The sequence below is a fragment of the Jiella sonneratiae genome (assembly GCF_017353515.1).
Taxonomy (GTDB): domain Bacteria; phylum Pseudomonadota; class Alphaproteobacteria; order Rhizobiales; family Rhizobiaceae; genus Jiella; species Jiella sonneratiae.
On sequence record NZ_JAFMPY010000008.1, the window covers coordinates 179,794 to 205,994 of the forward strand.

Here is a 26,201-nt window from a genome sequence, read left to right on the forward strand (position 1 = left end):
GTGAAGGCTTGCGGCGAGTCGGCAGGACAGCGACCGAGGATCGCATCCGCCCGACCGATGCCCAATATCGCGCCACGACGCACAGAATGGGTGCAGAACGAGCATTCGGGCGGCGGTCCCTGCCCAAGCGCGAGGCGGCGCCTTCTCTCGAAGCGGTCGTCGGGGCTGTCTTCGTGGCGTTCGGCGCGATCTCAGCCGCGGTCGATCGCCTCGAGCGCCAGCCGGGCGAGTTCCGGCACCTTGCGGCCGTAGACCTGGGCCTTTTCCGGGTTCGAGGCATTGCCGTCGGCATAGCGCTTGAACACGCCCTGCAGGATCGCCGCGAGACGAAAGAACGAGAAGGCGAGGTAGAACCGCCAGTCGTCGACGCCGGACAGCCCACGTCGCTCGCAGTAGCTCGAAACGTATTGCGCCTCGGTGGGGATGCCGCGTTCGGCCCGGTCGATGCTGCCCAGCCCCTTGAACGCGCCGAGATTGGGAAGCCGCCACTGCATGCATTGATAGGCGAGATCGGCGAGCGGATGGCCGAGCGTCGAGAGCTCCCAGTCGAGCACGGCGAGGATCTTCGGTTCGTCGACGGCAAAGATCATGTTGTCGAGCCGGTAGTCCCCGTGGACGAGCGCCGCCACCCCGTCGTCGGGCGGCAGATGCTCCTCGAGCCAGGCGATGAGGCGTTCCATGTCGGGGATCTCGTCGATCTTCGACTGCCGCCACTGGTCGGTCCAGCGCGCCAGCTGGCGGGCGAAATAGTTGCCCGGCCTTCCGAAGTCGGCCAGTCCGACGGCTTCGGGATCGACGGAATGGATCGCGGCGAGGACGCGGTTCATCGCGTCGTAGATCGCGCCGCGGGTCGAAGCGTCCGCGACTTCGGGCAGCGCCGGATCCCAGAAGATCCGCCCGTCGACATGCTCCATGACGAAGAAGGCCCGGCCGATCGGCGAGGCGGCCTCGTCGCTGAGATGCAGCATCCCGGCGACCGGCACGTCGGTACCGGCGAGCGCCGCCATGACGCGGTATTCGCGCTCGATCTGGTGGGCCGACTTGAGCAGCCTGCCGGGCGGCTTCGCCCGCAGCACGTAGGTGCCGCTCGCCGCATCGAGGCGATAGGTCGGATTCGACTGGCCGGACTGGAACTTGACGATCCGTTCGAGGCCCTCGAAACCGTCGATCGCCGCTTCGAGATAGGCGCCGAGCGCCTCCTGATCGAGCGTTTCACCGGAAGCTTCCGCCATGTCGTGTGTTCTCCCGGGCTGATCCTCGTTGCGGCCGTCGGGCGAGGCGCCTCACCCCTCCGGCGGCGTCGTCACCGTCAGCGTGATCCAGTGGGCCGACAGGGCCGGCTTGAGCGCGCCCTCTATCTCCACCGCGACGTCCCAGGCGGTCTGCAGGCTGACCGCCCGTTCGGTGAGTCCGATCATCCGGAACCGCCCGCGCACCCGCGCCCCGGCCTTCACCGGGTTCAGGAAGCGCACCTTGTCGAAGCCGTAGTTCATGCCCATGCGGGTGCCGACGACGCCGGGGATCGCCTCGTAGGCGAGGGTCGACAGCAGCGACAGGGTGAGGAAGCCGTGGGCGATCGTGCCGCCGAAGGGTGTCTCGCTGCGCGCGCGCTCCGGATCGACATGGATGAACTGATGGTCGTGGGTCGCGACGGCGAAGCGGTCGATCATCGTCTGGTCGACCGTCAGCCAGGGCGAAAACAGCGGCTCGCCGTCGAGATGGCCGCGATAGTCCTCGATCGGCACCATCCGCCCGGCGAGCAGCGCTTCCGTCTCGGCGACCGAATTCAGCGCCATCATGCCTCTCCGAAGAGTTCCGGCCCGGTCATCACGCCGATGCCGCCGTCGATCGGCAGGATCGCGCCGGTGACATAGGCGCCGCCCCGCCCGCAGAGATAGAGGATCGCCCCGGCGATGTCGCCCGGCGCGCCGATCCGGCCGAGCGGAACCCCCTTGCCGATCTTCGCCGCCTGCTCCTCGGTGCCGGTCGCGAATGCCGTCATCTTCGACTGGAATGGCCCGGGCGCGAAGGCGTTCACCGTGATGCGGCGGGCGGCGAGTTCCTTGGCGAGGGACCGCGTCAGATGGTGCACGGCGGCCTTGGAGGCGGCGTAGGAATAGACGCTCTCCGCCAGCGGCTGGGCGCCCATCACCGAGCCGAGATTGACGATGCGCGCCGGATCGTCGTCGCTTGCGGCGGCTTCGAGCTTCGGCAGTAGGGCCTGGGTCAGGGCGAAGAGGCCGGCGACGTTGACCGAGAGCACCCGGTTCCAGGCGTGGTAGGGAAACTCGCCGAGCGGCGCGCCCCAGGAGACGCCCGCATTGTTGACGAGGATGTCGAGCCTGTCGCAGCGCTCGCCGATCGCGCCGGCGAGCGCCGTCACGCCCGCCTCGTTCGAAACGTCGCCTTCGAGCGCGAGGACCTCGCCGGCAACGCCCGCCGCGTTGATTTCGGCGGCGGTCGCCTCGCAGGCCTCGCGCTTGCGCGATGCGATGAACACCCGCGCCCCGGCCGCGGCGAGCGCCGTCGCGATCATCCGGCCGATGCCGGTCGCCCCGCCGGTGACCAGCGCCGTCTTGCCCTCCAACGAGAACAGCTGCCGCAGGATGTCTTCGGCCAAGGCGCTTTCCCTTCTTCGTCGTCGTCGCCGCTTCGTCGCCGTGGCCGCACCGGTTTCACCGGGCTTGGAGCCACCTCGGGCGATGTAGGGCCGCAGGGCGCAACGCCCACGCCCGGGCCACCGGCGATGCGTCGATCGCCCCTAGACGCGATTGCCGTGCAACACCGGCAGGAGGATTTGACTTGCCGGCCGCTTTTCGTGTCCCATCGCCGGCGGATGCCCCGCCGTCGCGGGGCCGACGCCTCGAAGGGGTGCGATGGACGAGCCCGAGCGGGAGAAGGGCGGGAGCGCCACAAACGCTTCGGACGCGCTCGAAGCGCCGCAGGCCGCGTCGCCGCGCCGCCGGCCGCCGCGGCGCGAACGCGACTTCGCCGCCATCCGCGAGGCGGAGGACAAGGCCTTCCGGCGCCGCATCCTCGCCGCGGCCGCCGAGATCTTCGCCGAGCGCGGCTTCGCCAGCGCCTCGATCGACGAGGTCGCCCGGCGGCTTTCGGCCACCAAGGGCCTCGTCTACCACCGCTACCGCTCGAAGGGCGAACTCCTCGCCGATCTCTGCGAGGACGGGCTCGGCGGCCTCGTCGCCCGGGTCGCCGCGATCGCCGCGCGGCGCGAGCCGGCAATCACCCGCCTCGCCGCCGCCGCGAGCCTACACGCCGGCGACGTCCTCTCCCGCCTCTCCCTGCATCGCACCCTCGCCTCGGTGACCTCCGGCGTGTCGCTGGCAGGCCTTGCCGGCCGCGAGGCGGATGCGGTCCGCGCCGTCGTGATGCGGCGGCTCGACTACGACGCGACCTTCGCCCGGCTGATCGCCGACGCGGCGCGCGAGCGCGACCTTCCGGCCGGGCGCGACGTCGAGATGCTGGCCAGGCTGTTCGTCGCCGCGCTCGACGCGCCGCTCGTCTGGCCGGTCGAGGCGGCGCAGGAGGCCGCCACGAAAAGCGCTTTGACCGCCCGGCAACTGGCCTATTTCGCGCTGAGGGGGATCGGCGCGTCGGACGCGACGCTCAGGGAGGAGTTTTCGCGATGACGACGATGGATCTCGGCCTGCCGGAGCGGCTGAAGCCGATCCACGAGGCTGTCCGCAGGATGGTCCGCGAGGAGATCGCCCCGGCGAGCGAGGCGTTCCTCGCCGAGGTGCCGAAGGACGGCCGCTTCGTCTATACGGCGCGCCAGCGCGACATCCTCGAAGGCCTGAAGGAGAAGGCGCGGAGCCGCAATCTCTGGAATTTCTGGCTGACCGGCTCGGAGCGCGGCTACGGCCTCACCACCGTCGAATACGCCTATCTCGCCGAGGAGATGGGCAAGGCGCATCTCGGCGCCGAGACCTTCAACTGTTCGGCACCCGACACCGGCAACATGGAGGTTCTGGAGCGCTTCTGCACCGACGCCCAGAAGGCGCCCTGGCTGCCGCGGCTCCTGAACGGCGAGATCCGCTCGGCCTATCTGATGACCGAACCGGACGTCGCCTCCTCGGACGCGACGAACATCGCCATGCGCTGCGTCGCCGACGGCGACGACTACGTGCTCGACGGCGAGAAGTGGTGGGCCTCGGGCGCCGGCGATCCGCGCTGCGCCGTCTACATCGTCATGGCGCGGACGGGGGGCGAAGAGATTGCCAAGCACCGGCGCCATTCGATGCTGCTGGTGCCGGCGGATACGCCGGGGATCGAGGTGCTCCGGGCGATGCAGGTCTATGGCGAGGACGACGCCCCGCACGGCCACATGCACATCCGCTTCTCCAACGTCCGGGTGCCGAAATCGGCGATGATCCTCGGGGAAGGCCGGGGCTTCGAGATCGCCCAGGGGCGGCTCGGGCCGGGCCGCATCCACCACTGCATGCGCGCCATCGGCCAGGCCGAACTCGCACTCGAACTTCTCTGCCGGCGCGCCCTCGCCCGCGAGGCCTTCGGCAAGCCGCTCGCCGAACTCGGCGAGAACCACGACCTGATCGCCCGGGCGCGGATGGACATCGAGATGGCGCGGCTGCTGTGCCTGAAGGCCGCCTGGATGATGGACCAGGGCGACGCCAAGGCGGCGGCGCCGTGGATTTCGGCGATCAAGGTGGTGGCGCCGAACGTCGCGCTCGACGTCGTCGATCAGGCGGTGCAGATGCATGGCGGACAGGGCATCTCGCAGGATACGCCGCTTGCCCGGATGTGGACGCATCTGCGCACCCTGCGCCTTGCGGACGGTCCGGACGCCGTGCATCGCCGGCAGGTCGCCCGCTGGGAACTCGCCCGCTATCGCTGACGGTCGGGCCGAACCGTCGTTATGCTTCAGGAGTGGGGAAGGAGGCCGGCCGCCGGACGACGCGCGGCCTATCGCGCGTCGTCGCGGAAGAACAGCACCAGCGCGACGGCGACCGACATGCCCATGCCGACGACGGAGACGAGGAAGAGCACGGGCTCTTCGCCGATCGCCACCCGGCTTCCGCCGTCGCCCTTCAGAAAGGTGTAGACGTTGCCGTGCTGGATCGCGTCGGCGAGACCGTAGATGCTGACGAGGCCGAGCGTCGTCGCCGTGACGTTGCAGACCATGTCCCGGACCCCGAGCCCGGCGACATGGACGTCGCCGAGAAAGCCGGGCCTGGCGAAGCGGAACGGCCAGCGGCGCGTCCGCGGCAAGGCGCGGTCGGGCCGGCCGGAGTTCTGGCTGCCGGTATCGGGCTCGATGGAGAAGGTGACATCGCTCATCGAATCGTCATCCATGTAAACATTCCACCTGCGCCATAACGCCGCACAATAGAAATGGTTCACTGGGCCGACAACAACTTGCCAATTGAAGACAATCTTAACTATAAGTGGGGTTGACCATGAAGGCCATCGTTTGCGAGGCCTACGGACCGATCGACGGTCTCGCCTGCCGGGAGGTTCCCGATCCGGCGCCCGGCGCCGGAGAGATCGTCGTCGAAGCGGAGGCGATCGGCGTCAACTATCCCGACGGCCTCCTTGTCCAGGGACTCTATCAGGCAAAGCCCGACCTGCCGTTCACGCCGGGCATGGAGGCGGCCGGCCGCGTCGCGGCGATCGGGGCCGGGGTGACGCGCTTCGCCGCCGGCGACCGGGTCGTCCTGTCGCTGTCCCACGGCGCCTATGCCGAGAAGGTGGTGGCCGCGCAATCCGCGGCGGTCGCGCTGCCCGACGGCGTTTCGTTCGACACGGCCTGCGCCCTCGTCTGCGCCTACGGCACGGCGCATCACGCGCTCAAGCAGCGGGCACGCCTTGCGCCCGGCGAGACGCTGCTCGTCCTCGGCGCGGCTGGCTCGACCGGGATCGCGGCGATCGAGATCGGCAAAATCATGGGGGCGCGGGTCGTCGCCGTCGCCTCGAGTAACGAGAAGCGCGCACTTGCCAAAGCGAAGGGCGCCGACGAGGCGATCGGCTACGACGACCTGCGCGAGACGATCAACCGGCTGACGGACGACAGGGGCGTCGACGTCGCCTTCGATCCCGTCGGTGGCGACGCCTTCGAGACGGTGGCGCGCGCCATGGCATGGAACGGGCGGCTGCTGGTCGTCGGCTTCGCCTCCGGCACGATCCCGAAGCTCGCGGTCAATCTTGCGCTGGTGAAGGGGTTTTCCTGCGTCGGCGTGTTCTGGGGCGCCTTCACCCGCAGGGAGCCGGAGGCCTTCGCCGCCAACATGGCCGAACTCATGGGCTGGGCCGCGGACGGGCGGGTGGAACCGGAGATCACCGAGAGGGCGCGGCTCGAGGATGCCGCCGAGGTCCTGAAGCGCATGCATGCGCGAAAGACCCTCGGCAAGATCGTGCTGGTTCCCTGATCCCTTGGCGCGGCGGCTGCGGCGCCCGATATCGGGGCGAAGCGCGGCCGGCGCCGTGGGCGCCGTGCGCCGCCGACCATCGCAAGTGCCGCCGCCCCACCGACGGCCGGCCGCCGCCACTGCCGGCAGGCCGCCGCCGCGGCCGGGACTGGAGCATGATCCCGAAAAGTGGGAACCGGTTTTCGGAAGAGATCATGCGGAAACAGGAAGGTGGAGCGGGAGGATGAGCGAAGCTCATTTCATCCCGCCAGAGGCCACGCCAGAGGAGCAAGACATGCCCGACATTCCCGCGAAGATGCGCGCCCTCGTCCTCAAGCAGGACGGCTATTCCGGAACCGCCACCGGCCCGTCGATCGAACACCTTTCCGACTGGTGCGCACTCGCCGAGATCCCGGTGCCGCAGCCGAAGGCAAGCGAGGTCCTGGTCAGGATCGGGCTCGCCAACGTCAACCCGTCGGACCTTCACTACATCAAGGGCGAATACGGCCAGCCGCGCCGCAAGGGCGTACCAGCCGGCTTCGAGGGCATGGGCGAGGTGGTGGCGGCAGGCGAGGACGAGGCGGCGCAGAAGCTCCTCGGGCAACGCGTCGCCGTCTCCGCGAGCCGCGGCGGCAGCGGCGTCTGGGCCGAATACGCCCTGACCGATGCGAGGGCGGTGGTGCCGCTCCACCCGAAGCTTTCCGACGCCGACGCCGCCGCCCTCATCGTCAATCCGATGACCGCCTGGGCGATGCTCGACCTCGTCCGGCAGGCCGGGGCGAAGGGCTTCGTGATGACCGCCGGGGCGAGCCAGCTCGGCAAGCTGATGGCGAGGCTCGCCAAGGAGATGGGCCTTGCCTGCGTGGCGACGGTGCGGCGCGAGGAGCATCGCTCGCCGCTGGAAGGGCTCGGCGTCGGCACGGTTCTCAACACCGAGCGTGACGACTTCGACGAGATGCTGGTCGCGGCGATGCGCCAGGTGCAGCCGACCATCCTGCTCGACGCCGTCGCCGACCGGCACTCGGCGGAGATCTTCGCGGCGATGCCGGCCGGGGCGCGATGGGTGATCTACGGCAAGCTGTCGCCCGAGGCGCCGGCACTGCCCAATCTCGGCCAGATGGTCTTCATGCGCAAGAAGATCGAAGGATTCTGGCTGACCGAATGGATGGCGAGGGCCTCGCCAGAAAGCCGGCGCGCGGCGTTCGAAAAGGTGCAGGAGCGCTTCGTCTCCGGCGCCTGGAAGACCGACGTCGCGGCGACGCTGTCTTTGGACGAGGCGCTGGACGGCCTCGCCGAGGCGCTGTCCGGCCTCAACCGGGGCAAGGTGCTGATCAAGCCGTCCTGAGGCTTCGCTCCGCATTTTGCCCCGGGGAGGCGAGCCTCCACCTCAATGCCGCGAACGGGCCCTGAGGAAGCCGATGACCTCGTCGCGGATGCGCCCGTCGCCGAGCGGCAGCACCGTCGAGAAGGAGGCGATCGTGCCGATATGGCCGATGCCGGGATAGACGGTGGTGGTGACGGGGACTCCGGCCGCCCGCAGCTTCGCCCCGAGCGAGGCGGTGTTCTTCGGATCGACGGTGGTGTCGGCGGCGCCGGTTAAGAGCAGCGTCGGCGGCTCGTCGCCCGAAACGAAGTTCACCGGCTGGCTGGCCTGCCTGAGCGCTGCGGGGAAGATCTTCTTGTAGCGCTCCTCCTTCAGCGGCAGGAAGTCGTAGGGACCGGACAGGCCGACGAAGCCGGACAGCCGCTGAACCGAGGTGCCCGCGTCGCGCAGGAAGCGACCGTCCGTCGCGAGCAGCGCGGCGATCTCGGCCCCCGCCGAGTGGCCCATCAGGAACAGCGGGTGGCGGCCCCTGGGGATGCCCTCGCGCCCGTCGGCGGCGAGCCGTTCGACGGCCGCGACCGCCTTTGCCGCATCCTCCACGAAGCCGGGAAAGCGCGTCTCCGGGTAGAGCCGGTAGTTCGGGATCGCCACGGCGAAGCCGGCGCTCGCCAGCGACTGGCCGACGAAGGGGTAGATGTCCTTCGAGCCGGAATCCCAGCTGCCGCCATGGACGAAGACGACCACCGGCGTTGCGGGATTCATCGTCTTCGGCAGATAGAGGTCGAGGACGCGCCGCGGACCCGGCGCATAGGAGAGGTTCGAGACCAGCCGGTAGTCGCCGGCGGGGGTGACGGCGTTGAGCGCCGCCGCGCAGCCGGCCATGGCGATGCCGTAGGCGCCGCAGATCAGGATCATCAGCACCCGCAGGGCACCGCGATGCAGGGCACCGTGAGGCTTACCAGCCGCCGCCTCGCCGGTTTCGTCGCCGCAGGCATCATCCGGGCCGGATATGGGCTGCGTCGGCGATTTCCCCCGAGACATCCGGCTCACAGGCCGCCGCCCAGCTTGGCGGTGATCCGTTCGAGCGCCGCGGCGGTCTCGTCCAGATCGCGGGCGTATTCCTGGCGGACGCTCTCGCCGCCGGCCTCGCTCGCCGCCCTGGCCTCGCCGTCGGCGGCAGCCCGCGTCTCCATCTCGTTAAGCCGGCGCCGCGCCTCGTGGAGCTGGTCGGTCGCCATGATCGCCGCCATGACCGTCAGCCTCAGATCGCCGATCTGGCCGAAGGACTGGCGCAGCTCGGCGATCTTGCCGTCGACGTCCGCGGCAAGGGTCTCGAGGTGCTTTTCCTCGCCCTCGGCGCAGGCCATCCGGTAGGTCTTTCCGTCGATGGTGACGACAATCTGCGGCATTGAACCGTCCTATGCGGATACCAACTGGTTTCAAGCTATGACGGACGGTCCGCCGGTCGCGCAAGCCGCAGCGGTGCCGGACCGCCCGACATCCCGGCAAATTCGGCGAAGGATTTGCGAAGGCAACACACAGGGGACGTCCAGCGCCGGTTCCGCCTGGCATCGCCGGCCGCCGCGACGGGCGACGGCGGTCGGTTCCGGCGGCGGTGCACGGCGCCTATTTGTGCTGCTCCAGCACCTTGCGCACCCGCTCCATGGCATCGACGAGGCGCTTGGAGACGTCGCGGTTCGCCTGTTCGAGCCGCTCGCCCCGCGCCAGCGCCGCGTCGAGCTCGCGGGCGAGGCGACCGCGGTCGGCGGTCTGGCGCTGCACCTCGGCATCGACGCTGTGGAGAACCCCCTCCCGCTCGAGCCGGGCGTCGACGGCGCTCTCCAGCCGGTCGAGCGCCGTTCGAAGTCGCGCCCTGGCAGCATCGAACGGATCGTCTTGCGGCATCGCATGCTACTCCAGGATTCGTCGGTCGCCGGCCGGCGGACAACGGCCGGATCGGTCGGCCGTTCCTCGTCTTAGCGGCTCGGCCCGGCCAAGAAAAGCGCCCCATGGCCTTCGCATCACCGGGTTTTAAGGCACGTGCGGGTTGATCTCGCAGGGGCGGGATGGCATGGAAGCGGCTCGCAAGGACCCATTCGCTTGGGTGGCTCCGCCGGGCGCCCATCCCCCGGCCAACTCCAGACCGCCTCGTCCGTGCGACGATCCGATCCCTCCGCGTCACCAGAAAACCAATGACATTCGAAACGCTCCGCCGCGAGTGGTTCGGAAACGTGCGCGCCGACCTGCTCTCCGGGCTGGTCGTGGCGCTGGCACTGATTCCCGAAGCCATCGCCTTCTCCATCATCGCCGGCGTCGACCCGAAGGTCGCGCTCTATGCGTCCTTCTCGATCGCCGTGCTGATCTCCTTCACCGGCGGGCGGCCGGGCATGATCTCGGCGGCGACGGCGGCGACGGCCGTCCTGATGATCACCCTGGTGCGCGACCACGGGCTGCAATATCTCCTCGCCGCGACGATCCTCGCCGGGCTGCTGCAGGTCGGGGCCGGCGCCCTCAAGCTCGGCAACGCCATGCAGTTCGTCTCGCGCTCGGTGATGACCGGCTTCGTCAACGCGCTGGCGATCCTGATCTTCATGGCGCAGCTGCCGGAGCTCGTGGGCGTGCCGCCGCTGACCTACGTGATGGTGGCGGCGGGGCTGGCGATCATCTACCTCCTGCCGCGCCTCACCACGGCCGTCCCCTCGCCGCTCGTCGCCATCGTCGTCCTGACGGCGGTGTCGCTCTTCTTCGGCATGGACCTGCGGGTGGTCGGCGACATGGGCGAGCTGCCCTCGGAACTGCCGGTCTTCCTCCTACCCGACGTGCCCTTCGACCTCGAGACGCTGCGCATCATCCTGCCCTATTCGGCTGCCGTCGCGGCCGTCGGCCTGCTCGAATCGCTGATGACGGCGCAGATCGTCGACGATCTCACCGACACGCCGTCGGACAAGAACCGCGAATGCGTCGGCCAGGGCATCGCCAACGCCGTGACCGGCCTGTTCGGCGGCATGGCGGGCTGCGCGATGATCGGCCAGTCGATGATCAACGTGAAGTCGGGCGGGCGCGGCCGGCTGTCGACCTTCAGCGCCGGCGTCTTCCTCCTGTTCCTGATCCTCGTCCTCGGCGACTGGGTGGCGGTCATCCCCATGGCGGCGCTCGTCGCGGTGATGATCATGGTCTCGATCGGCACCTTCTCCTGGAGCTCAATCCGCAACCTGCGGGACCATCCGCGCCGCTCCTCGACGGTGATGCTGGCGACGGTCGTCACCGTTGTGTGGACCCACAACCTGGCGATCGGCGTGATCATCGGCGTCATGCTGTCCGGCGTCTTCTTCGCCTGGAAGGTGGCGCAGATCTTCCGGGTGACCTCGACGCTTTCCGCCGACGGGCGGGTCCGGACCTACCGCGTCGAGGGCCAGGTGTTCTTCGCCTCCTCGGAGCGCTTCGCCGCCGCCTTCGACTTCAAGGAAGCCGTCGAGACCGTCGTCATCGACGTCGGCGCGGCGCATATCTGGGACCTTTCCGGCGTCGCCGCCCTCGACCGGGCGGTGCTGAAGTTCCGGCGCGAGGGCGCCGAGGTCGAGCTGCGCGGCCTCAACGCGGCGAGCGCCACCATCGTCGACCGGCTCGCCGTCCACGACAAGCCGGGCGCGCTCGACCAGCTCTCCGCCCATTGAGGACGATGCCATGACCAAGATCGTCGCCTGTATCGACGGTTCGCTCTACGCCGAGAGCGTCTGCGACCACGCCGCATGGGCCGCGGGGCGGCTCGGGCTGGCGGTCGATCTCGTCCACGCGCTCGGCCGGCGGGAGACGGCCAGCCAGCCCTTCGACCTCAGCGGCACCCTCGACCTCGGCGAGCGCGAGGCGCTGCTCGCAGAACTTGCCGACCTCGACGAGAAAAAGTCGAAGGTCGCCGCCCGACGGGGACGGCTGGTGCTCGCACAGGCGGCCGAGCGGCTGAACCGCGCCGGCGTCGCGGTGGAGCAGCATCTGCGCCACGGCGACGTCGCCGACGCGGTCTCGGCCATGGAGACCGAGGCCCGGCTCGTCGTCATCGGCAAGCGCGGCGAGGCCGCCGATTTCGCCAGGGGCCATCTCGGCTCCAATCTGGAGCGGGTGATCCGCTCGACGCCGCTGCCGGTGCTGGTCGCCTCCCGGGCCTTTCGGGAGATCCGCCGCTTCATGGTCGCCTTCGACGGCGGCCGCAGCGCGATGGCGATCGTCGAGCGGCTGGCGGCGAGCCCCCTCCTCGCCGAAACATCCTGCGAGCTCTTCATGGCGGGCGAACCGAGCGGCGAGGCGGGCGAGCGGCTGCATCTGGCGGAGCGGCGGCTGCGCGAAGCCGGCTACGCGGCGAGCGTCAGGATCGCCGAGGGCGACGCCGACGAGGTCATCGCCCGGCGCGTCGAGGCGGGCGGCATCGACCTCATCGTTATGGGCGCCTACGGCCATTCGCGCATCCGCCACCTCATCGTCGGCAGCACGACCACCCGGCTCATCCAGTCATGCGCCATCCCGGTCCTCGTCGTGCGGTGACGGCGGCTCCCCGGGCCTGCGGCGCGGCAAAAGCGGCAAGGACGGCAACTCAGCAAGATGGCGCCCCCGCGTGAACCGCAGGATCATGCGTCTACATCGTCTTCCCGCCGACCTTGAGGCAGGCAAGGGCTTGGTGTCGTTACGGAATGCGGGTAAGGTCCCGGCCTGACGCGGTCAGCAGGGATCATGGAGAGGGATGCATGGCCGGCCGAAGCCGGATCGCGACAGTTGCGATCGCCGTTGCGTTTTTCTTCCCGCTGCTGGCCCTCGCCCCGCCGGCGGCCGCGACCGTCCAGCGCTTCGGCGCCTTTTCGGTGGACAAGGACGTGCCGGCCGTCATCCGCCTGTCCGGCCCGATCGACGTCAGCGGCAATCTCGACTTCCGCCGGGCGCTGCGGGCGTCCGGCAAGGCCGACACACTCGTCCTCGACAGCCCCGGCGGATCGCTGATCATCGCCCTCGGCATCGCCGAGGAAATCCTCGACCGCGGGCTTTCGACCGACGTTCCGCAGGACGCCGAATGCCTGTCGGCCTGCGCCTTCCTGTTCTTCGCCGGCAAGCACAGGCGGGTCGAGGGCCGCCTCGGCGTCCATCAGGTGAGTTCCACCCGGTCCGGCGACGTCGGCTTCACCCAGCTCACGCTGTCGAACGTGCTCGACCTCCTGCAGCGCGCCGATGTCGACCCGCGCGTCATGCAGGTGATGCTGGCAACGCCCGCCGACGAAATGCACGTCTTCGACGCGGCCGAGATCGCGACCTTCGGCATCGAGCGGGCCGACGACCGCCCGGCGGAGCTCCGCCCCGCGGCCGACCAGGTCGCGGCGGCTGCGGTGGTTGCGGCGCCGGTTGCGACAGAGCAGACCAGGGCCGGGCCCGAAGCGGCCGCCCCTTCCGGCGAAACGGACAAGCCGGCGGCAGACGCGGCGGATCCCTTCGCCACAGAAATCGGCTCGGCCACCGGATCGTCGTCGAACGCCGACGCCGGCACGGCGGCGGTTCTGGAAGCGCGGGCCGCTCCGCAGGAAGCGCCGGACCCCTTCGCCATCGAAATCGAAAACACGGCAAACCCGGCACCAGAGGCGGAATCCGCCCCGGATGCGGCTGCGCGGGACGGGTCGCCGCAGGGGGCCGCTCCCGGCGAAACGGCGAAGACGAGCCCCCTGGAGGACCTGCTGTCCGGCCCCGATCGCACCGAAACCACTCGCCAGATTCAGATCGCCCTCAAGGAGGCCGGCTGCGATCCCGGCCCGTCGGACGGGATCTGGGGATCGCAGACGAAGAGCGCACTTGAAGAATTCGCAAGGCGTGCGGAGCTCACCTTCGACGCTTCGCCGTCGCCGGCGGCGCTCGAAGCCCTGAAGGCGCGGACCGGCCGCGTCTGTCCGAAAGAGGCCGCGCCCGCTTCCTGTCCGACCGGCCAGCAGAAAAACAGCAAGGGCGTCTGCTACACCCCCGTGGCCGTGGCGCCGAAACGCTCTGCCGCGCCGGCAAAGTCCGCCGCCCCTGCCCGGACGGTGACGCGCGAGACCCGCTCCACCCGGAAGCAGGCGGCGTCGCCGGCAAGACGCAGCGGCGGCAACTGCTTCAGTTTCAACGGCCAGCGCTATTGCGAATAGCCGGGGGAGGTCGGCGACGCGGCCGTTCACCGGGCGAAATGCGACGACGGAGGGAGACCGGATCATGCATCTGAAAGCCTGGCTTTGCGCGAGGACGGTCCTTCTCGCCGGCCTGCTCGGCCTCGTCCTCCCGGCTCTTTTCCCGACCGCAGCGCTTTCGGGCGATGCGGATCTGCGCGGGCTCGAATTCCGTCTCCGCGGTTCGTGCCAGGGCCGCCGTGACGTAGAGATCCGCGACCGGATCTATTTCGGGCGCGACGGCAACACCTTCGTCTATTTCGGCGGCAGTGCGGGCGGCGTCGTCGTGCCGGCGGGCCGCAACCGGGGCCATACGGAACGCCAGCGCCGCTCGAGGCGCGGCGGGATCGTCGACGCGCAGGAATCGGTGACGCTCGCGCTGACCTCCTTCGGCTTCGAATACGTCAAGTCGTTCACCACCCCTGACAGCTCAAACACCGGCAGCCGGCAGGTGCGCATCGCGATCGACGGCCGGCTCTGCCGCGCGAGCGTCGTCGAGATCAGCCGTCGCCGTGCCGGAGCGCGCTCGCGGCGCTGCCGCGCGACCTGCGAATACTCCGCGCGCTGAGGAGGGACCGGAAGGATCGCTCGAAGGCAAGCACCATCGGCGACGCTTCGATCTCCCCCCTTGCGGGGGAGATGGGTGGCAACCCAGAGGGGGGTGGAGCGCCATCCTGCACAAATTTGGCTCGGCGTTACCCCCCTCTGCCTTCCGGCATCTCCCCCGCAAGGGGGGAGATCAGGCCAATCGCCTCGCTCAGCCCCATTTTCAAGCGATTGCCCTGCCGTCCCCGTCGCGGCTTGGACGCGCGGGGGCGGCCGTGCTAGGGGCGGTTTCCCTTCGAACCGATCCCCATGACCCTCGACATCCTGCTCTTTCTCGTCGCCGCCGCGTTCCTCGCCGGCTATGTCGACGCCGTCGCCGGCGGCGGCGGGCTGATCACCATTCCGGCGCTGCTCATCGCCGGCGTCCCGCCGCTGACGGCGCTCGGCACCAACAAGGTGCAGTCGCTGTTCGGCTCCGGGTCGGCGACCCTCGCCTATGCCGCCAAGGGGCACATGCGGCTGAAGGAACAGGCGCCGGTGGCGCTCCTCTCCTTCGCCGGCGCCTGCCTCGGGGCGCTCGGCGCCCGCATCCTTCCGACGACGATCCTCCAGACCGGCCTGCCCTTCCTGCTGATCGCCGTCGCGCTGTTCTTCGCCCTGAAGCCCGGCCTTTCCGACGTCGATGCCGAGCGGCGCGTCTCGCCGGCCGTCTTCGCCGTCGCGCTGGTGCCGCTGATCGGCGCCTATGACGGGCTGTTCGGCCCGGGAACCGGCTCGTTCTTCATGCTCGCCTTCGTCGCGCTGGCGGGCTACGGCGTGCTCAAGGCGACGGCGCACACGAAGCTCTTGAACTTCGCCTCCAATCTCGGCGGCTTCGCGGTCTTCGCCCTTTCCGGCGCGGTGATCTGGAAGGTCGGGCTGGCGATGGGCCTCGCCCAGTTCGTCGGCGCGCGGCTCGGCGCGATGACGGCGATGCGCTTCGGCGCGAGGTTCATCCGGCCGCTCCTCGTCGTCGTCTGCCTCGCCCTCGCCATCAAGCTGCTCTGGCAATAGAGCTTCGGGCGGCGAACCCGGCCGCAGGAGGTGGGACGATGGCGAAGACGCCGGCGATCATGCTGCAGGGAACCGGCTCGGACGTCGGCAAGTCGGTGCTCGTCGCCGGGCTGTGCCGGCTGTTTGCCGATCGCGGCCTCAGGGTGCGGCCGTTCAAGCCGCAGAACATGTCGAACAACGCCGCGGTGGCGGAGATCCCCGGCACCTTGGAATTCGGCGAGATCGGCCGGGCGCAGTGGCTGCAGGCGCTGGCCTGCCGCGTCGCCCCGACCACCGACATGAACCCGGTGCTGCTCAAGCCGCAGTCGGAGACCGGCAGCCAGATCGTCCTCGCCGGAAAGGTGGCGGGCGCGGCGAAGGGCCGCGAATACCAGGCGCTGAAGGCGCGGTTCCTCGGCACCGTCCTCGACAGCTTCGAACGGCTCTCGGCCGCCGCCGATCTCGTCGTCGTCGAGGGGGCGGGCTCGGCCGCCGAGATCAACCTGCGCGCCAACGACATCGCCAATATGGGCTTTGCGACGGCGGCCGGCGTTCCCGTCGTCCTCGTCGGCGACATCGACCGCGGCGGCGTCATCGCCTCGCTGGTCGGCACCCATGCGATCCTGCCGGAAGGCGACCGGGCGATGGTGGCGGGCTACCTCGTCAACCGCTTCAGGGGTGATCCCTCGCTCTTCGACGAGGGGCTCGAGGCGATCACCCGCTTCACCGGCTGGCCGAGCCTCGGCGTCGTGCCGCATCTTGCCGCCGCGGCGCGCCTGCCGGCCGAGGACTCCGTCGCGCTGGAGCGCCCGGCCGCCGGGCCGGCTTCGGCCGCGCGGCTGAAGGTCGCGGTGCCGGTGGTCGGCCGTATCGCCAATTTCGACGATCTCGATCCGCTGCGGGCCGAACCCGACGTCGCGGTGGTCTTCGTGCGCCCTGGCGATCCCCTGCCCGCCGATGCCGGCCTCATCGTCATTCCCGGCACGAAGTCGACGATCGCCGACCTCGAAGTCCTGCGGGCGAACGGCTGGGACCGCGCGATCGTCGCCCATGCCGCGCGCGGCGGCCATGTCGTCGGGCTGTGCGGCGGCTACCAGATGCTCGGCCGCAGCGTCCGCGACCCGGAGGGCATCGAGGGCGAGACCAGAGTGGCAGAGGGCCTCGGCCTCCTCGACGTCGAGACGGTGATGCTCGCCGAAAAGACCGTCAGGCCGGCGCGGGCGGCGACGCCGGAGGGCCTTTCCCTCGACGGCTACGAGATCCATCTCGGCCGCACCGGCGGGCCGGACTGCGCGCGTCCGGTGGCGATCCTCGATGGGGCGCCCGATGGCGCGACGTCGCCGGACGGGCGCGTCTTCGGCACCTATTTGCACGGCCTGTTCGGCGCCGACCCGTTCCGCCGCCGGTTTCTGGAGAAGTTCGGGATCAGCGGCGGGCAAGGCGCCTATCGCGAGGGGGTGGAGGCGGCGCTCGACGCGATCGCCGCGGCGCTGGAAGCGGCGGTGGACGTCGACCGGCTGATGGCGATCGCCGCCAGGCGCTGATGCGGCGGGGCGGCCCGGCGGGGCGGTGGTGCGCCCGGTCCCGGCTCAGCCGTGGAAAGCGGTGCGCAGCAGGTCGATCTGCTGGCCGACGGGGTTGCTGGTCTCGCCCCGCTCCTCGACGGGCGCGGCCGAGCCGTAGATCTCCCGGTCGAGCATGGCGATGCGGCGCTCCAGCTTGATCGCCCGCTCGACGAGGTCGCGGAAGCGCTCGGGCAGCTCGCCATATTGCGGCGACTCCTTCGCCGTGCCGAGGCCTTCGAGCCTGACCTTGACCTTCTCGGCCTCGACCTGGCTGCGCGACATGTCGCCCTGGTTGGCGGCGCGCTGCAAGAGAAGCCAGGAGGCGACCTGCATCAGCCGCGTGGTCAGGCGCATCGATTCGGCGGCATAGAGTGTCGCCCCGGCGCGGCTGAGATGCTTCGCCTCGCTCCGCCCTTCGCCGTCGAGATAGGCGGCGGTCTCGTCGACCATCGCCATGCCCTCGTTGAACAGCGGCTGGAACGAACGGGAGAACGCCAGATGCTCGGCCAGCTTGACGGTGCGGTCGTCGTCTCTCGAATCTGTCGTCTGGGGTGCCATCGCCTTGTTGCAAACTCCTGACCGTCCGCCCGAAGAATCACAGCGAACGCAACGAGGTAGCGCCGCCGTCCGGACAAGGTGCGGCGAAGACCGCGACAAGGCAAGCCGGGGCGGTTGCTTTTTCTTAACCTCGGTTAATACCCACAGCGCCGGAAGGCGGGCAAAAAAAGAGCCGCAGCGAGCGGCTCTCAGGAGTTTCAACAGGGAGGCGTCAAACGGGGCGGAGGGCCGCGCCGTCTATCCAGCGAACTGGACTGACTTCAGTGATACCCCGGAAACCTTACCCAGAGCTTAATGGGCGGTTCCCTCCGCAACAATTCCTCTACCTTTGCCGGAAAGATCCGGCCGGCGGTCGGAACCGCGGTCCGGACCGTGGCCCGAACGACGGCAAGGACGGCGAGAGAGGGGAAGACGATGGCCTCGAACAGCGAGATGCGGGTGGTCGAGATCGGCGAGCCGGGCGGGCCTGAGGCGCTGCGCCTCGCAAGCCGCCCGGTGCCGGCGCCGGGACCGGGCGAGATCCTGGTCGAGGTCGCCGCCGCCGGGGTCAACCGGCCGGACGTGATGCAGCGGATGGGCCTCTACCCGCCGCCGCCGGGGGCTCCGGCATGGCCCGGCCTCGAAGTCGCCGGCAGGGTCGCGGCGCTCGGCGACGGCGCCGGGCGGTTTGCGCCGGGCGACCGGGTGATGGCGCTCGTCGCCGGCGGCGGCTACGCCGATTTCGTCACCGTCGCCGAGGACAACGCCCTGACGGTGCCGGCGGCGATGAGCCTTACCGCCGCGGCGGCCTTTCCCGAGACCTTCTTCACCGTCTGGCACAACGTCTTCCAGCGCGGCGGGCTGAAGGCCGGCGAGACCTTCCTCGTCCATGGCGGCACCTCCGGCATCGGCACGACCGCGATCCAGCTCGCCGCGGCCTTCGGGGCGCGGGTCTTCGCGACCGCCGGCAGCGACGACAAGTGCCGGGCGGCCGAAGCGCTCGGCGCCGACGCCTGCGTCAACTACCGTGAGGCCGACTTCGTCGCGGCGCTGAAGGAAGCCACCGGCGGCCGCGGCATCGACCTCGTTCTCGACATGATCGGCGGGGACTACGCCGCCCGCAACGTCGAGGTCGCCGCCGAGGAGGGACGCATCGTCCAGATTGCCGTCCAGAAAGGCGCGAAGGCCGAGATCGACCTCTTCAAGGTGATGCGCAAGCGCCTGACGCTCACCGGCTCGACGCTGCGCAACCGGCCGGTCGCCTTCAAGGCGGCAATCGCGGCGGAACTTGCGACCGCCGTCCTGCCTTTGCTGGAGAGCGGCAAGGTCGCACCGCAGATCGACACGACCTACCCCCTCGAGGCGGCCGCCGACGCCCACCGCCACATGGACGAGGATCACGTCGGCAAGATCGTGCTGACGACCGGACGCGGCGGCGACGACTAGTGGATCTGCCGCCCGGGACGGAGGCCTTCAAGGGCTTCCGCTACGCACGTGCCGCCTGCTTCGTGGCGCGGAACGCACGCTCGCGCCACGAACCAGGGACAGAATGATCGATTTCGAAAGCTTCGGATTTTCCGCCAACATCGCCTTCTTCCTCGCCTCGGCGGCGGTCATCACCTATGCCGGGGTCAGGGTCTCGCATCTTGCCGACGAACTCGCCGACCGCACCGGCCTCGGCGAGGTGGTCGCAGGAGCGCTGTTCGTCGGCGCCTCCACCTCGCTGCCCGGGGCGATCACCTCCGTTTCGACGGCGGTCCAGGGCTTTCCCGCCCTGTCGATCGGCAATGCGCTGGGCGGCCTGACGGCGCAGACGCTGTTCATCGCCGTCGCCGACGTCTACTACCGCCGCGCCAATCTCGAACATGCCGCCGCGACGCCGGTGGCACTGGCGCAGGGCCTGCTCCTGCTCGCCCTGCTCTCGACGGCGCTTCTCGCCGCCAACCTGCCGCATCTCTCCTTCCTCGGCGTCCACCCCGCCTCCTACGTATTGCCGATCGGCTATCTCGCCGGCCTGCGGCTGTTGCGGAGCGTGCATCAGAGCAAGCTCTGGCAGGCGACGATCACCGACGAGACCCGCGAGGAAGTCTCCGACGCCGGCGAGAGCGACGACGCGCGCAGCGACGGAACGCTCTGGGGCCTGTTCGCGCTCTTCGCCGGCCTGACGGCACTCGCCGGCTACGTGGTCGGCGAGGCGAGCATCGCCCTCGTCTCGCTCACCGGCGTCTCGGAAACCCTCTTCGGCACGACCTTCACGGCGATCGCCAATTCGCTGCCGGAACTCGTCACCGCCGTCGCCGCGGTGCGCATCGGCGCGGTCAGCCTTGCCGTCGGCGACATCATCGGCGGCAATGCGTTCGAGATCCTGTTCCTCAGCCTCGCCGACTTCGTCACCCCGGCGCCGATCTATGCCGACATGAAGCCGCAGGACCAGGCGACCGGCCTCTTCGCCATGCTGATGGTGATCGTCGTGCTGCTCGGCATGCTGAAGCGGGAAAAGCGCGGGGCGTTCAACATCGGTTTCGAGAGCGTCAGCGTCTTCGCGCTCTATGCGGTGTCGGTGCTGATCCTCTTCCTGTAATCGGGCAAGGGGCGCGGCGCGCCCCTCCCCCCATCACGCCGCTTTGGCGAGGGCCGGGACCCTCCCCCCGCCGCGCCCGGCCGCGGCCTGGGGTGAGGCCGGGGCCTTTTCGGAACGGACCTTGAACTGGCTCATCGCGGCGGCCAGCGCCTCGGTGTCCCGCGAGAGCGAGGCGGTGGCCGCCGTCGCCTGTTCGACCATCGCCGCGTTCTGCTGCGTCACCTTGTCCATCTGGTCGGCGGCGGTCGAGACTTCCCTCAGGCTGATCGCCTGTTCCCGCGCCGAGGCCGCGATCGACCCGATGATCTCGGCCATGGCAGAGACCTCGGCGACGATCTCCTCGAGCGAGCCGCCCGAGGCCGTCACCAGTTCCACCCCCTCCTCGACCTGTCCGCGCGAGGCCGAGATCAGCGTCTTGATCTCCTTGGCGGCCTCGGCCGAGCGCTGGGCGAGCGCCCTGACTTCCTGGGCGACGACGGCAAAACCCTTGCCGGCCTCGCCGGCCCGCGCCGCCTCGACGCCGGCGTTGAGGGCGAGGAGGTTGGTCTGGAAGGCGATCTCGTCGATCACCCCGATGATCTGGTTGATCTCCTGCGAAGACGCCTCGATCTGGGTCATCGCGACGACCGCCTGCCGCACCACCTCGCCGCTCGCCTTCGCCTTGCCTGCCGCTTCAGCCGCGACCGCCCGGGCTTGGTTGGCGCTCTCGGCCGTGCCGTTGACCGTCCGCGTCACCTCGCCGAGCGCCGCCACCGTCTCTTCGAGGCTCGCGGCCTGCTGCTCGGTTCGCTGCGACAGATCGTTGGAGGCGACCGCGATCTCGTCGAGCCCCGTGCGGATCGTCGTCACCGTCGACATGACCTGGCCGATCGCCTGTTCGAGGCCCGCCACGCTGTCGTTGAACTGGTGGCGGATGGGCTCGTACTGATCGGCGACCGGCTGCGTCAGGCGGACGGTCAGATCGCCCCCCGACAGATGCCGGAAGCCGCGCTCGATGGCGCCGACGAAGGACTCAAGATCCATCCGCTGGCGCTGGTCGACGCCCTCCTGCTCGAGGCGCCGGCGCTCGATCTCCAGGCGCTGCGCCTCGGAGGCGCCGGTGAGTTCGCGCCGCTCGATCTCGCTGCGGCGGAAGGTTTCGAGGGCACTCGCCATCGCGCCGATCTCGTCGCGACTGCCGGCATAGGCGGTGCAAAAATCGACGTCGCCCTTGGCGAGACGCTCCATGTCCGCCGTCATCGCCGCCATCGGCCGCACCATGCGGCGGCGCAGCGACCAGCCGCCGAAGCCGAGCAGCGCGAGCACCAGCGCACCGGCGCCGAGCTGGGCGACGAGGGCTGTCCGCACCTGCGACGCCGACTGCGCCTCCAGATCGGAGCTCAGCTGGTTGGCCGCCGCGACCAGTTCGTCGATGACGGCGCGGTGCTCGCCATAAAGGCCGGTGATCCTGTCGAAGGCGGCGGCCTCGCCCGCCCTGTCGCCGCCCTTCAGCGCCGGAAGATAGTTCGTCCCGATCGCCTGCCAGAACGCCGTCACGATCGCGTCGGAGCGCTGGAACAGCGCCTGCACGTTTGCCGGAACGTCCGAACCGGACCAGTAACGGATGCGGTCCGCATAGGCCGATTTCAGGGTCGCGAGCCGGCTTTCCGCCTCGTCCGGCCGGATCAACCCCTGATGGGCGAGATTGACGTCGAGAAACGGCTCGATGACGTAGGCCGGCGGCGGCAGGATATCCGCGAGAAGATCCTTGGAATCGACGATGCGCGCATAGATCGGCCCGCCGACGGCGGTGTTCTGGAACTCGTGCCAGCCGATGCCGACACACAATGCCAGGCCGGCACAGGCGGTCGCCACGAAGGTGTAGATGCGGGTGGAAAGGCGGATCTGCATGGCAACCCTCAATGACCCTGCGATATCTCTATCGTCATGATCTAATAAGTCGCCTAACACTTAGTTAAACCATCAGACATCCAGAATAAAGGAGAACAGGACATTAATAATGACTTGGAGTTGAAATGAATTATAGCAAGAAGATGAGCTGTTTTTCTGGCCAGCTTATGAATTTTTCGTCGCCCGACACCCCCCTGTCCGCCCGGCTCCCGCAGCCGCCATGGGGAATGGCCATGCCAGCGCGGCAGCGCCGCCCCGGCCAACGGCGGCAAGGCCCGGGGCCGCCTGGCGACCGGCGCGGCACGGGAACCCGGCGGCGGCGCTGCCGTTGACCGGCGTCGTCTCGCATCCGGGAATCTCTCATGCCCGCCTCCGCCCCGAAGCCGCGCTCGCCCGGCAAAAAGCTGGCCGTCGGAACGGCCGCCTTCCTGGCCCTCTCCGTCGCCGGCTTCTTCGCGATCGGCCCGAAGCGGGTCTGGCACTATGCGGCCGGTCCGGCCGATCAGGGGGCGATCGATTTCGCCCGTCTGACGCGCCGCTCCGCGCCGAACGATTCGCTCGCCTGCAGCAGCGGCCTCTGCAGTCAGCCCGTCGACGTCGAACTGCCGACCTATGCCGGCACGCCTGCCGCGCTGATGGCAAAGCTCGATGCCGTGGTCGCGGCGATGGGAGACGCCGAGCGCGTCGACGACGGCCGCGACCCGGCCTACCGCCGCTTCGTCTTCTACAGCCGCATCCTCGAATTCCCCGACACGCTCGATGCCCGGGCGGTCGAGACCGCCGGCGGAACGGGCCTGCAGCTCTATTCGCGCTCGCTGCTCGGACGCGGCGATTTCGGCGCGAACCGGGCCCGGCTCGAGCGGATCGCCAGGCGTCTCGAGACGGCTGGCACGGTGGCGGCAGCCGGCAGACGCAAATCGCTCTCCGGTTCGACGGGCTGACGCCGCAGCTTGCCGGGACGTCGACCCCATGCGGGTCTTTTCTTCCACTGGCAGACCGGATAGGGCGCAGCCTCGCCGTTCCGCCGCCATTCACAGGACGCCCGTGACCCGCATTCGCGCCAATCTGCTTCTGCTGTCGGCCGGCGCGGTCTGGGGCATGGGTTTCGTCGCCCAGTCGACCGCGATGGCGGCGATCGGCCCCTGGAGCTACGTTGCGGCGAAGTTCGGCCTCGCCGCGCTCACCCTCCTGCCCTTCGCCATCCGCGAGGCGCGCCGCGCGAAGCATGCCGTCGGGGCACCGACGCTCGGCCTCTTCGTCCTCGTCGGTGTCGCGATCTTCCTCGCCGCGATCACCCAGCAGATCGGCATCCTGACGACCAGCGTGACGAATTCCGGCTTCCTGACCGGGCTCTACGTCGTCTTCACGCCGATCCTCTGCCTCGCACTCCTGCGCCAGGCGCCGCACTGGGTGGTCTGGCCGGCGGCCGCCTGCTCCTTCCTCGGCATCGCACTCCTCGGCGGCGGCAGCCTCACGGCGCTGCGGGCGGGGGACGTGTGGACGATCGCCTGCGCCGTCTTCTGGGCCCTGCAGATCATGCTGATCGGGCGGTTTGCCGCCGCTGCGGACCGGCCGTTCCTGCTGAGCTTCGTCCAGTTCGCGGTGACCGCCCTCGCCGCGGCGCCCGTCGCCCTCGCCGTCGAGGCGCCGAGCCTTCGGGCGCTCGGCGCCGCCCTGCCCGAGATCGTCTATGGCGGCGTCTTCGCGACCGGCCTCGCCTTCACCCTGCAGATCCTCGGCCAGCGCCACACGACGCCGGCGCAGGCCTCGATCTTCCTGTCGTCCGAGGCGCTGTTCGCGGCGCTCTTCGGCGCGATCTTCCTCGCCGAGTACATCGCCCCGCTCGGCTATTTCGGCTGCGGCCTCATCCTCGTCGCGATGGTCGCCGTCGAGATCGTGCCGCTCGCCGGCACGCAGGCACCGGCGCGCAGCTGAACGGCCCGGCGGCGCGCGTCGTCAGGCGTCAGGCGGCCGCCTCGATCGCCGGCAGGCCGCCCTTTCGGGCGAGGAAGTCGAGGACGGCGCCGACGCCCCTTCCACGCGACAGGTCGGTGAAGACCGTCGGCAGGCCCTTGCGGCCGGCTGCCGCGTCGCGCTCCATCCGGGCGAGATCGGCGCCGACATAGGGCGCAAGGTCGGTCTTGTTGACGAGGAGGAGGTCGGAGCGGGTGATCGCCGGCCCGCCCTTGCGGGGGATGTCGTCGCCCTGGCAGACCGAGATGACGTAGATCGAGAGGTCGACGAGATCCGGCGAGAAGGTCGCCGCGAGATTGTCGCCGCCCGACTCCACGAAGATGACGTCGAGCCCCGGATGGCGGCGGTTCAGCTCGCGAATCGCGGCGAGGTTGATCGAGGCGTCCTCGCGGATCGCCGTGTGCGGGCAGCCGCCGGTCTCGACGCCGATGATCCGGTCGGCGGCGAGCGCCTGCATGCGCGTCAGCGCCTCGGCATCCTCGCGCGTGTAGATGTCGTTGGTGACGACGGCGATCGACCAGGCCTCCCGGGCCGCCTTGCAGAGCTTCTCGGTGAGGGTCGTCTTGCCGGAGCCGACGGGGCCGCCGATGCCGACCCGCAGGGGGCCATGTCGCGATGTCATGAACGAAAGAGCCTCGTCTCGAGCGTTTCGTGCCGCATGGCGGCGATCTCCGAGACTAGGGCGGAGGAGCCGAGGTCGTCCAGCGTCGAAACGGAAGCCCGCGCGGCGCTCGAGGCGACGGAGGACCGCAGTTCCGCCATCACGGCGACCCACTCGCTCTGGCCGAGCGGCACCAGACGCACCGCGGCCGAGACGAGCCCGCTCGAAAAATTGTGGGCATAGGCGGTGAGGGCGTGGTCGAGGCGAAGGCCGGCCGCCGCGGCGACGGCGCCGGCGACGACCGGCAGCGCACCCGCCCCGGCAGCCCCGTCGGACATCTGCGTCCCGGCGAGGAACGGCCGGGCGGCGGCCGCGAAGGCATCGCCGAGAAGCCGCGTCTCGGCGCGGCGCTCCGCACTTCCCGCAAGTGCCGCGGCGAGGTCGCCGAGCTCCGCGAGCGCGCCGACCGAACCGGCACGGAGCGCGCGGTGGGCGGCCGCCATGAGCACGAGGTCGTTCCAGCCGCTGCCGCGCGCGACGAGGAGGGCGACCCAGCCGGCGGCGTCCTCGGCGCAGCAGATCGCGCCCTCGCGCACCGCCGCCTCGAGCCCGTGGGAATAGGCGAAGCCGCCGATCGGAAAGGAGGCGGTGAACAGCGTCAGCAAGGTGGCGAGGTCGTGCCCGGCCGGGGCGCACGCGCCGGTCCCGGCGGCAGCGGCCTGCGTCTTGGTCGCGTCCGGCACCCTTTCCGCCTCAGCCGTGGTGATGGTCGTGATAGGCGCCGCCTTCGGGATCGAAGGCCGCCTCGGTCTCCCCGACGGTGGCACCGAGCCCTTCGAGCATGGTGCGAATCACCGTATCGCGCCGGATGAGAATGCTGTCGGCGAAGATCTGTGCCGGCAGATGGCGGTTGCCGATCTGCCATGCGAGGGCGAGGAGATGGGCGGCGTCGCGGCCGCGGATCTCGAACAGCGGTTCGGGTTTCGCGCGCACGACGATCACCTGGCCGTTGTCGAGGGCGATCGCGTCGCCGTCGCGAAGCAGCGTCGCCTCGGCGAGATCGAGCAGGAAGGCGATGCCGCCGTCGGAGACCATCGCCATGCGGCGGCGGTGACGGGCGGTCTCGTCGAGGGTGATCGTGTCCGCCTCCGTCGTCCATTCCCCACGCCGAAGGACGCTGCTGCCGACGATCATGCGAAGTCCTTTCAAAACCGCCGCGGCCGCGATGGCGGCCGGGCGCGCCGGCGCAAGATAGTGCCTCGGGGCGGCGGGCGGAAGCCGCAGGCTCCGGCGAAACGACCTGCCGCCCGGGAGCGATCGGACGGTACGCCCTGCTGGCGCCACCCTGGGGTACGGCGCATCGAACCCGGCTCCCGCACCGTCAACCGACGCGACGCTTCCGGCGACGAAGGTCGGCGCAACCTGGTGTCGCCGTGGCTTCGGCGCAAAGGCCGGCGCCGACTTCACGAAACCTTAGGGCGTAGACTCATAACGATGCGATCCAGATTCGAACTGCGACGAGTTTGAGGGCTGCGAGGTAGTTGTCTGCGCGTCGGTCGTAGCGCGTTGCCAGTCCGCGCATGTTCTTGATGCGATTGAAG

Annotated in this window: 26 protein-coding genes, 1 pseudogene and 1 other annotated feature; of the genes and pseudogenes, 14 read left to right on the forward strand and 13 right to left on the reverse strand. The window is 69.8% G+C overall.

Annotated elements, in window-relative coordinates; translation table 11 throughout:
* Positions 1-191 precede the first annotated feature (191 nt).
* Genes J1C47_RS10210 through J1C47_RS10220 form a run of 3 tightly spaced genes read right to left on the reverse strand, consistent with a single transcriptional unit; the run spans position 192 to position 2,620 of the window.
* Entirely contained in the window at positions 192-1,232 is a 1,041-nt protein-coding gene (locus J1C47_RS10210; protein WP_207350650.1) for a phosphotransferase family protein, read from the reverse strand.
* Positions 1,233-1,283: 51 nt separating this feature from the next.
* Positions 1,284-1,796 (reverse strand): MaoC family dehydratase, encoded by a 513-nt coding sequence (locus J1C47_RS10215; protein ID WP_207350651.1) that lies wholly within the window; start codon positions 1,794-1,796, stop codon positions 1,284-1,286.
* A complete protein-coding gene (locus J1C47_RS10220) occupies positions 1,796-2,620 on the reverse strand; it encodes an SDR family oxidoreductase (protein ID WP_245396479.1) in 825 nt (274 codons plus the stop codon). The genes J1C47_RS10215 and J1C47_RS10220 overlap by 1 nt, the downstream gene beginning before the upstream one ends.
* 256 nt (positions 2,621-2,876) lie before the next feature.
* On the opposite strand from J1C47_RS10220, the gene J1C47_RS10225 reads away from it, so the two are divergent.
* A complete protein-coding gene (locus tag J1C47_RS10225; protein WP_207350652.1) occupies positions 2,877-3,647 on the forward strand; it encodes a TetR/AcrR family transcriptional regulator in 771 nt (256 codons plus the stop codon).
* On the forward strand, positions 3,644-4,870 hold the full coding sequence (locus tag J1C47_RS10230) for an acyl-CoA dehydrogenase family protein (RefSeq protein ID WP_207350653.1): 1,227 nt from the start codon (positions 3,644-3,646) through the stop codon (positions 4,868-4,870). Before J1C47_RS10225 ends, J1C47_RS10230 begins: the two co-directional genes overlap by 4 nt.
* 68 nt (positions 4,871-4,938) lie before the next feature.
* On the opposite strand, the gene J1C47_RS10235 is transcribed toward J1C47_RS10230, so the two are convergent.
* Positions 4,939-5,313 (reverse strand): hypothetical protein, encoded by a 375-nt coding sequence (locus J1C47_RS10235; RefSeq protein WP_207350654.1) that lies wholly within the window; start codon positions 5,311-5,313, stop codon positions 4,939-4,941.
* A 119-nt stretch (positions 5,314-5,432) separates the two neighbouring features.
* Here J1C47_RS10235 and J1C47_RS10240 point away from each other — a divergent pair, with 119 nt between their 5' ends.
* Together J1C47_RS10240 and J1C47_RS10245 are read left to right on the forward strand one after the other, a co-directional pair.
* Positions 5,433-6,401, forward strand: coding sequence for an NADPH:quinone oxidoreductase family protein (locus tag J1C47_RS10240; protein WP_207350655.1), 969 nt, complete (start codon positions 5,433-5,435; stop codon positions 6,399-6,401).
* Positions 6,402-6,675: 274 nt separating this feature from the next.
* Complete coding sequence (locus J1C47_RS10245) at positions 6,676-7,725, forward strand: alcohol dehydrogenase catalytic domain-containing protein (protein WP_207350656.1); 1,050 nt, start codon at positions 6,676-6,678, stop codon at positions 7,723-7,725.
* Between the two features lie 42 nt (positions 7,726-7,767).
* On the opposite strand, the gene J1C47_RS10250 is transcribed toward J1C47_RS10245, so the two are convergent.
* The 3 genes from J1C47_RS10250 to J1C47_RS10260 all read right to left on the reverse strand — a co-directional run bounded on the left by J1C47_RS10250 (position 7,768) and on the right by J1C47_RS10260 (position 9,609).
* On the reverse strand, positions 7,768-8,619 hold the full coding sequence (locus J1C47_RS10250) for an alpha/beta hydrolase (RefSeq protein ID WP_207350690.1): 852 nt from the start codon (positions 8,617-8,619) through the stop codon (positions 7,768-7,770).
* A gap of 131 nt (positions 8,620-8,750) precedes the next feature.
* Positions 8,751-9,113, reverse strand: a complete 363-nt coding sequence (locus tag J1C47_RS10255; protein ID WP_207350657.1) for a cell division protein ZapA — start codon at positions 9,111-9,113, stop codon at positions 8,751-8,753.
* A gap of 217 nt (positions 9,114-9,330) precedes the next feature.
* Complete coding sequence (locus J1C47_RS10260) at positions 9,331-9,609, reverse strand: DUF4164 domain-containing protein (protein WP_207350658.1); 279 nt, start codon at positions 9,607-9,609, stop codon at positions 9,331-9,333.
* Between the two features lie 180 nt (positions 9,610-9,789).
* Positions 9,790-9,842 (forward strand) — a sequence feature (sul1 is cis-regulatory element that is thought to sense ions involved in sulfur or methionine metabolism; They are found in Alphaproteobacteria).
* 54 nt (positions 9,843-9,896) lie between these two features.
* Between J1C47_RS10260 and J1C47_RS10265 the strand changes: the two genes are divergently transcribed.
* From J1C47_RS10265 to J1C47_RS10290, 6 genes are all read left to right on the forward strand, one after another.
* Positions 9,897-11,378, forward strand: coding sequence for a SulP family inorganic anion transporter (locus J1C47_RS10265; RefSeq protein ID WP_207350659.1), 1,482 nt, complete (start codon positions 9,897-9,899; stop codon positions 11,376-11,378).
* 10 nt (positions 11,379-11,388) lie between these two features.
* Positions 11,389-12,240, forward strand: coding sequence for a universal stress protein (locus J1C47_RS10270; protein ID WP_207350660.1), 852 nt, complete (start codon positions 11,389-11,391; stop codon positions 12,238-12,240).
* Positions 12,241-12,440: 200 nt separating this feature from the next.
* Positions 12,441-13,856 carry a peptidoglycan-binding protein gene (locus J1C47_RS10275; RefSeq protein ID WP_207350661.1) on the forward strand — a complete coding sequence of 472 codons (1,416 nt, stop codon included), beginning with the start codon at positions 12,441-12,443 and terminating at the stop codon, positions 13,854-13,856.
* A gap of 64 nt (positions 13,857-13,920) precedes the next feature.
* The gene (locus J1C47_RS10280; RefSeq protein ID WP_207350662.1) at positions 13,921-14,442 is read left to right on the forward strand and encodes a hypothetical protein; all 522 of its coding nucleotides are present in this window, start codon (positions 13,921-13,923) and stop codon (positions 14,440-14,442) included.
* 281 nt (positions 14,443-14,723) lie between these two features.
* Complete coding sequence (locus J1C47_RS10285; RefSeq protein WP_207350691.1) at positions 14,724-15,473, forward strand: TSUP family transporter; 750 nt, start codon at positions 14,724-14,726, stop codon at positions 15,471-15,473.
* A 38-nt stretch (positions 15,474-15,511) separates the two neighbouring features.
* Complete coding sequence (locus tag J1C47_RS10290; protein ID WP_207350663.1) at positions 15,512-16,996, forward strand: cobyric acid synthase; 1,485 nt, start codon at positions 15,512-15,514, stop codon at positions 16,994-16,996.
* A 45-nt stretch (positions 16,997-17,041) separates the two neighbouring features.
* On the opposite strand, the gene rcdA is transcribed toward J1C47_RS10290, so the two are convergent.
* Complete coding sequence (gene rcdA, locus J1C47_RS10295) at positions 17,042-17,575, reverse strand: protease adaptor protein RcdA (RefSeq protein ID WP_207350664.1); 534 nt, start codon at positions 17,573-17,575, stop codon at positions 17,042-17,044.
* Between the two features lie 414 nt (positions 17,576-17,989).
* Between rcdA and J1C47_RS10300 the strand changes: the two genes are divergently transcribed.
* Both J1C47_RS10300 and J1C47_RS10305 read left to right on the forward strand, forming a co-directional pair.
* Entirely contained in the window at positions 17,990-19,000 is a 1,011-nt protein-coding gene (locus J1C47_RS10300) for an NAD(P)H-quinone oxidoreductase (protein WP_207350665.1), read from the forward strand.
* 103 nt (positions 19,001-19,103) lie between these two features.
* The gene (locus J1C47_RS10305; RefSeq protein WP_207350666.1) at positions 19,104-20,135 is read left to right on the forward strand and encodes a sodium:calcium antiporter; all 1,032 of its coding nucleotides are present in this window, start codon (positions 19,104-19,106) and stop codon (positions 20,133-20,135) included.
* A gap of 33 nt (positions 20,136-20,168) precedes the next feature.
* On the opposite strand, the gene J1C47_RS10310 is transcribed toward J1C47_RS10305, so the two are convergent.
* Positions 20,169-22,025 (reverse strand): methyl-accepting chemotaxis protein, encoded by a 1,857-nt coding sequence (locus J1C47_RS10310; RefSeq protein WP_207350667.1) that lies wholly within the window; start codon positions 22,023-22,025, stop codon positions 20,169-20,171.
* Between the two features lie 362 nt (positions 22,026-22,387).
* On the opposite strand from J1C47_RS10310, the gene J1C47_RS10315 reads away from it, so the two are divergent.
* Positions 22,388-22,966: a DUF1499 domain-containing protein gene (locus J1C47_RS10315; RefSeq protein ID WP_207350668.1), complete on the forward strand. Its 579-nt coding sequence runs from the start codon at positions 22,388-22,390 to the stop codon at positions 22,964-22,966.
* A gap of 103 nt (positions 22,967-23,069) precedes the next feature.
* A complete protein-coding gene (locus tag J1C47_RS10320; protein ID WP_207350669.1) occupies positions 23,070-23,960 on the forward strand; it encodes an EamA family transporter in 891 nt (296 codons plus the stop codon).
* Between the two features lie 28 nt (positions 23,961-23,988).
* Here the strand turns inward: J1C47_RS10320 and ureG are convergent, their stop codons facing one another.
* The 4 genes and pseudogenes from ureG to J1C47_RS10340 all read right to left on the reverse strand — a co-directional run.
* Positions 23,989-24,621 carry an urease accessory protein UreG gene (gene ureG / locus J1C47_RS10325; RefSeq protein WP_207350670.1) on the reverse strand — a complete coding sequence of 211 codons (633 nt, stop codon included), beginning with the start codon at positions 24,619-24,621 and terminating at the stop codon, positions 23,989-23,991.
* The gene (locus tag J1C47_RS10330; protein WP_207350671.1) at positions 24,618-25,343 is read right to left on the reverse strand and encodes an urease accessory UreF family protein; all 726 of its coding nucleotides are present in this window, start codon (positions 25,341-25,343) and stop codon (positions 24,618-24,620) included. Before J1C47_RS10330 ends, ureG begins: the two co-directional genes overlap by 4 nt.
* A 10-nt stretch (positions 25,344-25,353) precedes the next feature.
* Complete coding sequence (locus J1C47_RS10335) at positions 25,354-25,794, reverse strand: urease accessory protein UreE (protein ID WP_207350672.1); 441 nt, start codon at positions 25,792-25,794, stop codon at positions 25,354-25,356.
* Positions 25,795-26,086: 292 nt separating this feature from the next.
* Positions 26,087-26,201 (reverse strand): annotated as a pseudogene (locus J1C47_RS10340) (IS5/IS1182 family transposase); the annotation flags it as partial.

What these genes read in the sequence shown, in the direction of transcription:
- J1C47_RS10335 (WP_207350672.1), bottom strand. Translation starts at nt 25,794, where the DNA reads ATGATCGTCGGCAGCAGCGTCCTTCGGCGTGGGGAATGGACGACGGAG.
- J1C47_RS10250 (WP_207350690.1), bottom strand. Translation starts at nt 8,619, where the DNA reads ATGATCCTGATCTGCGGCGCCTACGGCATCGCCATGGCCGGCTGCGCG.
- J1C47_RS10215 (WP_207350651.1), bottom strand. Translation starts at nt 1,796, where the DNA reads ATGGCGCTGAATTCGGTCGCCGAGACGGAAGCGCTGCTCGCCGGGCGG.
- J1C47_RS10305 (WP_207350666.1), top strand. Translation starts at nt 19,104, where the DNA reads ATGATCGATTTCGAAAGCTTCGGATTTTCCGCCAACATCGCCTTCTTC.
- J1C47_RS10270 (WP_207350660.1), top strand. Translation starts at nt 11,389, where the DNA reads ATGACCAAGATCGTCGCCTGTATCGACGGTTCGCTCTACGCCGAGAGC.
- J1C47_RS10240 (WP_207350655.1), top strand. Translation starts at nt 5,433, where the DNA reads ATGAAGGCCATCGTTTGCGAGGCCTACGGACCGATCGACGGTCTCGCC.
- rcdA (WP_207350664.1), bottom strand. Translation starts at nt 17,575, where the DNA reads ATGGCACCCCAGACGACAGATTCGAGAGACGACGACCGCACCGTCAAG.
- J1C47_RS10225 (WP_207350652.1), top strand. Translation starts at nt 2,877, where the DNA reads ATGGACGAGCCCGAGCGGGAGAAGGGCGGGAGCGCCACAAACGCTTCG.
- J1C47_RS10255 (WP_207350657.1), bottom strand. Translation starts at nt 9,113, where the DNA reads ATGCCGCAGATTGTCGTCACCATCGACGGAAAGACCTACCGGATGGCC.
- J1C47_RS10235 (WP_207350654.1), bottom strand. Translation starts at nt 5,313, where the DNA reads ATGAGCGATGTCACCTTCTCCATCGAGCCCGATACCGGCAGCCAGAAC.
- J1C47_RS10280 (WP_207350662.1), top strand. Translation starts at nt 13,921, where the DNA reads ATGCATCTGAAAGCCTGGCTTTGCGCGAGGACGGTCCTTCTCGCCGGC.
- J1C47_RS10230 (WP_207350653.1), top strand. Translation starts at nt 3,644, where the DNA reads ATGACGACGATGGATCTCGGCCTGCCGGAGCGGCTGAAGCCGATCCAC.
- J1C47_RS10265 (WP_207350659.1), top strand. Translation starts at nt 9,897, where the DNA reads ATGACATTCGAAACGCTCCGCCGCGAGTGGTTCGGAAACGTGCGCGCC.
- J1C47_RS10260 (WP_207350658.1), bottom strand. Translation starts at nt 9,609, where the DNA reads ATGCCGCAAGACGATCCGTTCGATGCTGCCAGGGCGCGACTTCGAACG.
- ureG (WP_207350670.1), bottom strand. Translation starts at nt 24,621, where the DNA reads ATGACATCGCGACATGGCCCCCTGCGGGTCGGCATCGGCGGCCCCGTC.
- J1C47_RS10210 (WP_207350650.1), bottom strand. Translation starts at nt 1,232, where the DNA reads ATGGCGGAAGCTTCCGGTGAAACGCTCGATCAGGAGGCGCTCGGCGCC.
- J1C47_RS10315 (WP_207350668.1), top strand. Translation starts at nt 22,388, where the DNA reads ATGCCCGCCTCCGCCCCGAAGCCGCGCTCGCCCGGCAAAAAGCTGGCC.
- J1C47_RS10275 (WP_207350661.1), top strand. Translation starts at nt 12,441, where the DNA reads ATGGCCGGCCGAAGCCGGATCGCGACAGTTGCGATCGCCGTTGCGTTT.
- J1C47_RS10310 (WP_207350667.1), bottom strand. Translation starts at nt 22,025, where the DNA reads ATGCAGATCCGCCTTTCCACCCGCATCTACACCTTCGTGGCGACCGCC.
- J1C47_RS10245 (WP_207350656.1), top strand. Translation starts at nt 6,676, where the DNA reads ATGCCCGACATTCCCGCGAAGATGCGCGCCCTCGTCCTCAAGCAGGAC.
- J1C47_RS10290 (WP_207350663.1), top strand. Translation starts at nt 15,512, where the DNA reads ATGGCGAAGACGCCGGCGATCATGCTGCAGGGAACCGGCTCGGACGTC.
- J1C47_RS10300 (WP_207350665.1), top strand. Translation starts at nt 17,990, where the DNA reads ATGGCCTCGAACAGCGAGATGCGGGTGGTCGAGATCGGCGAGCCGGGC.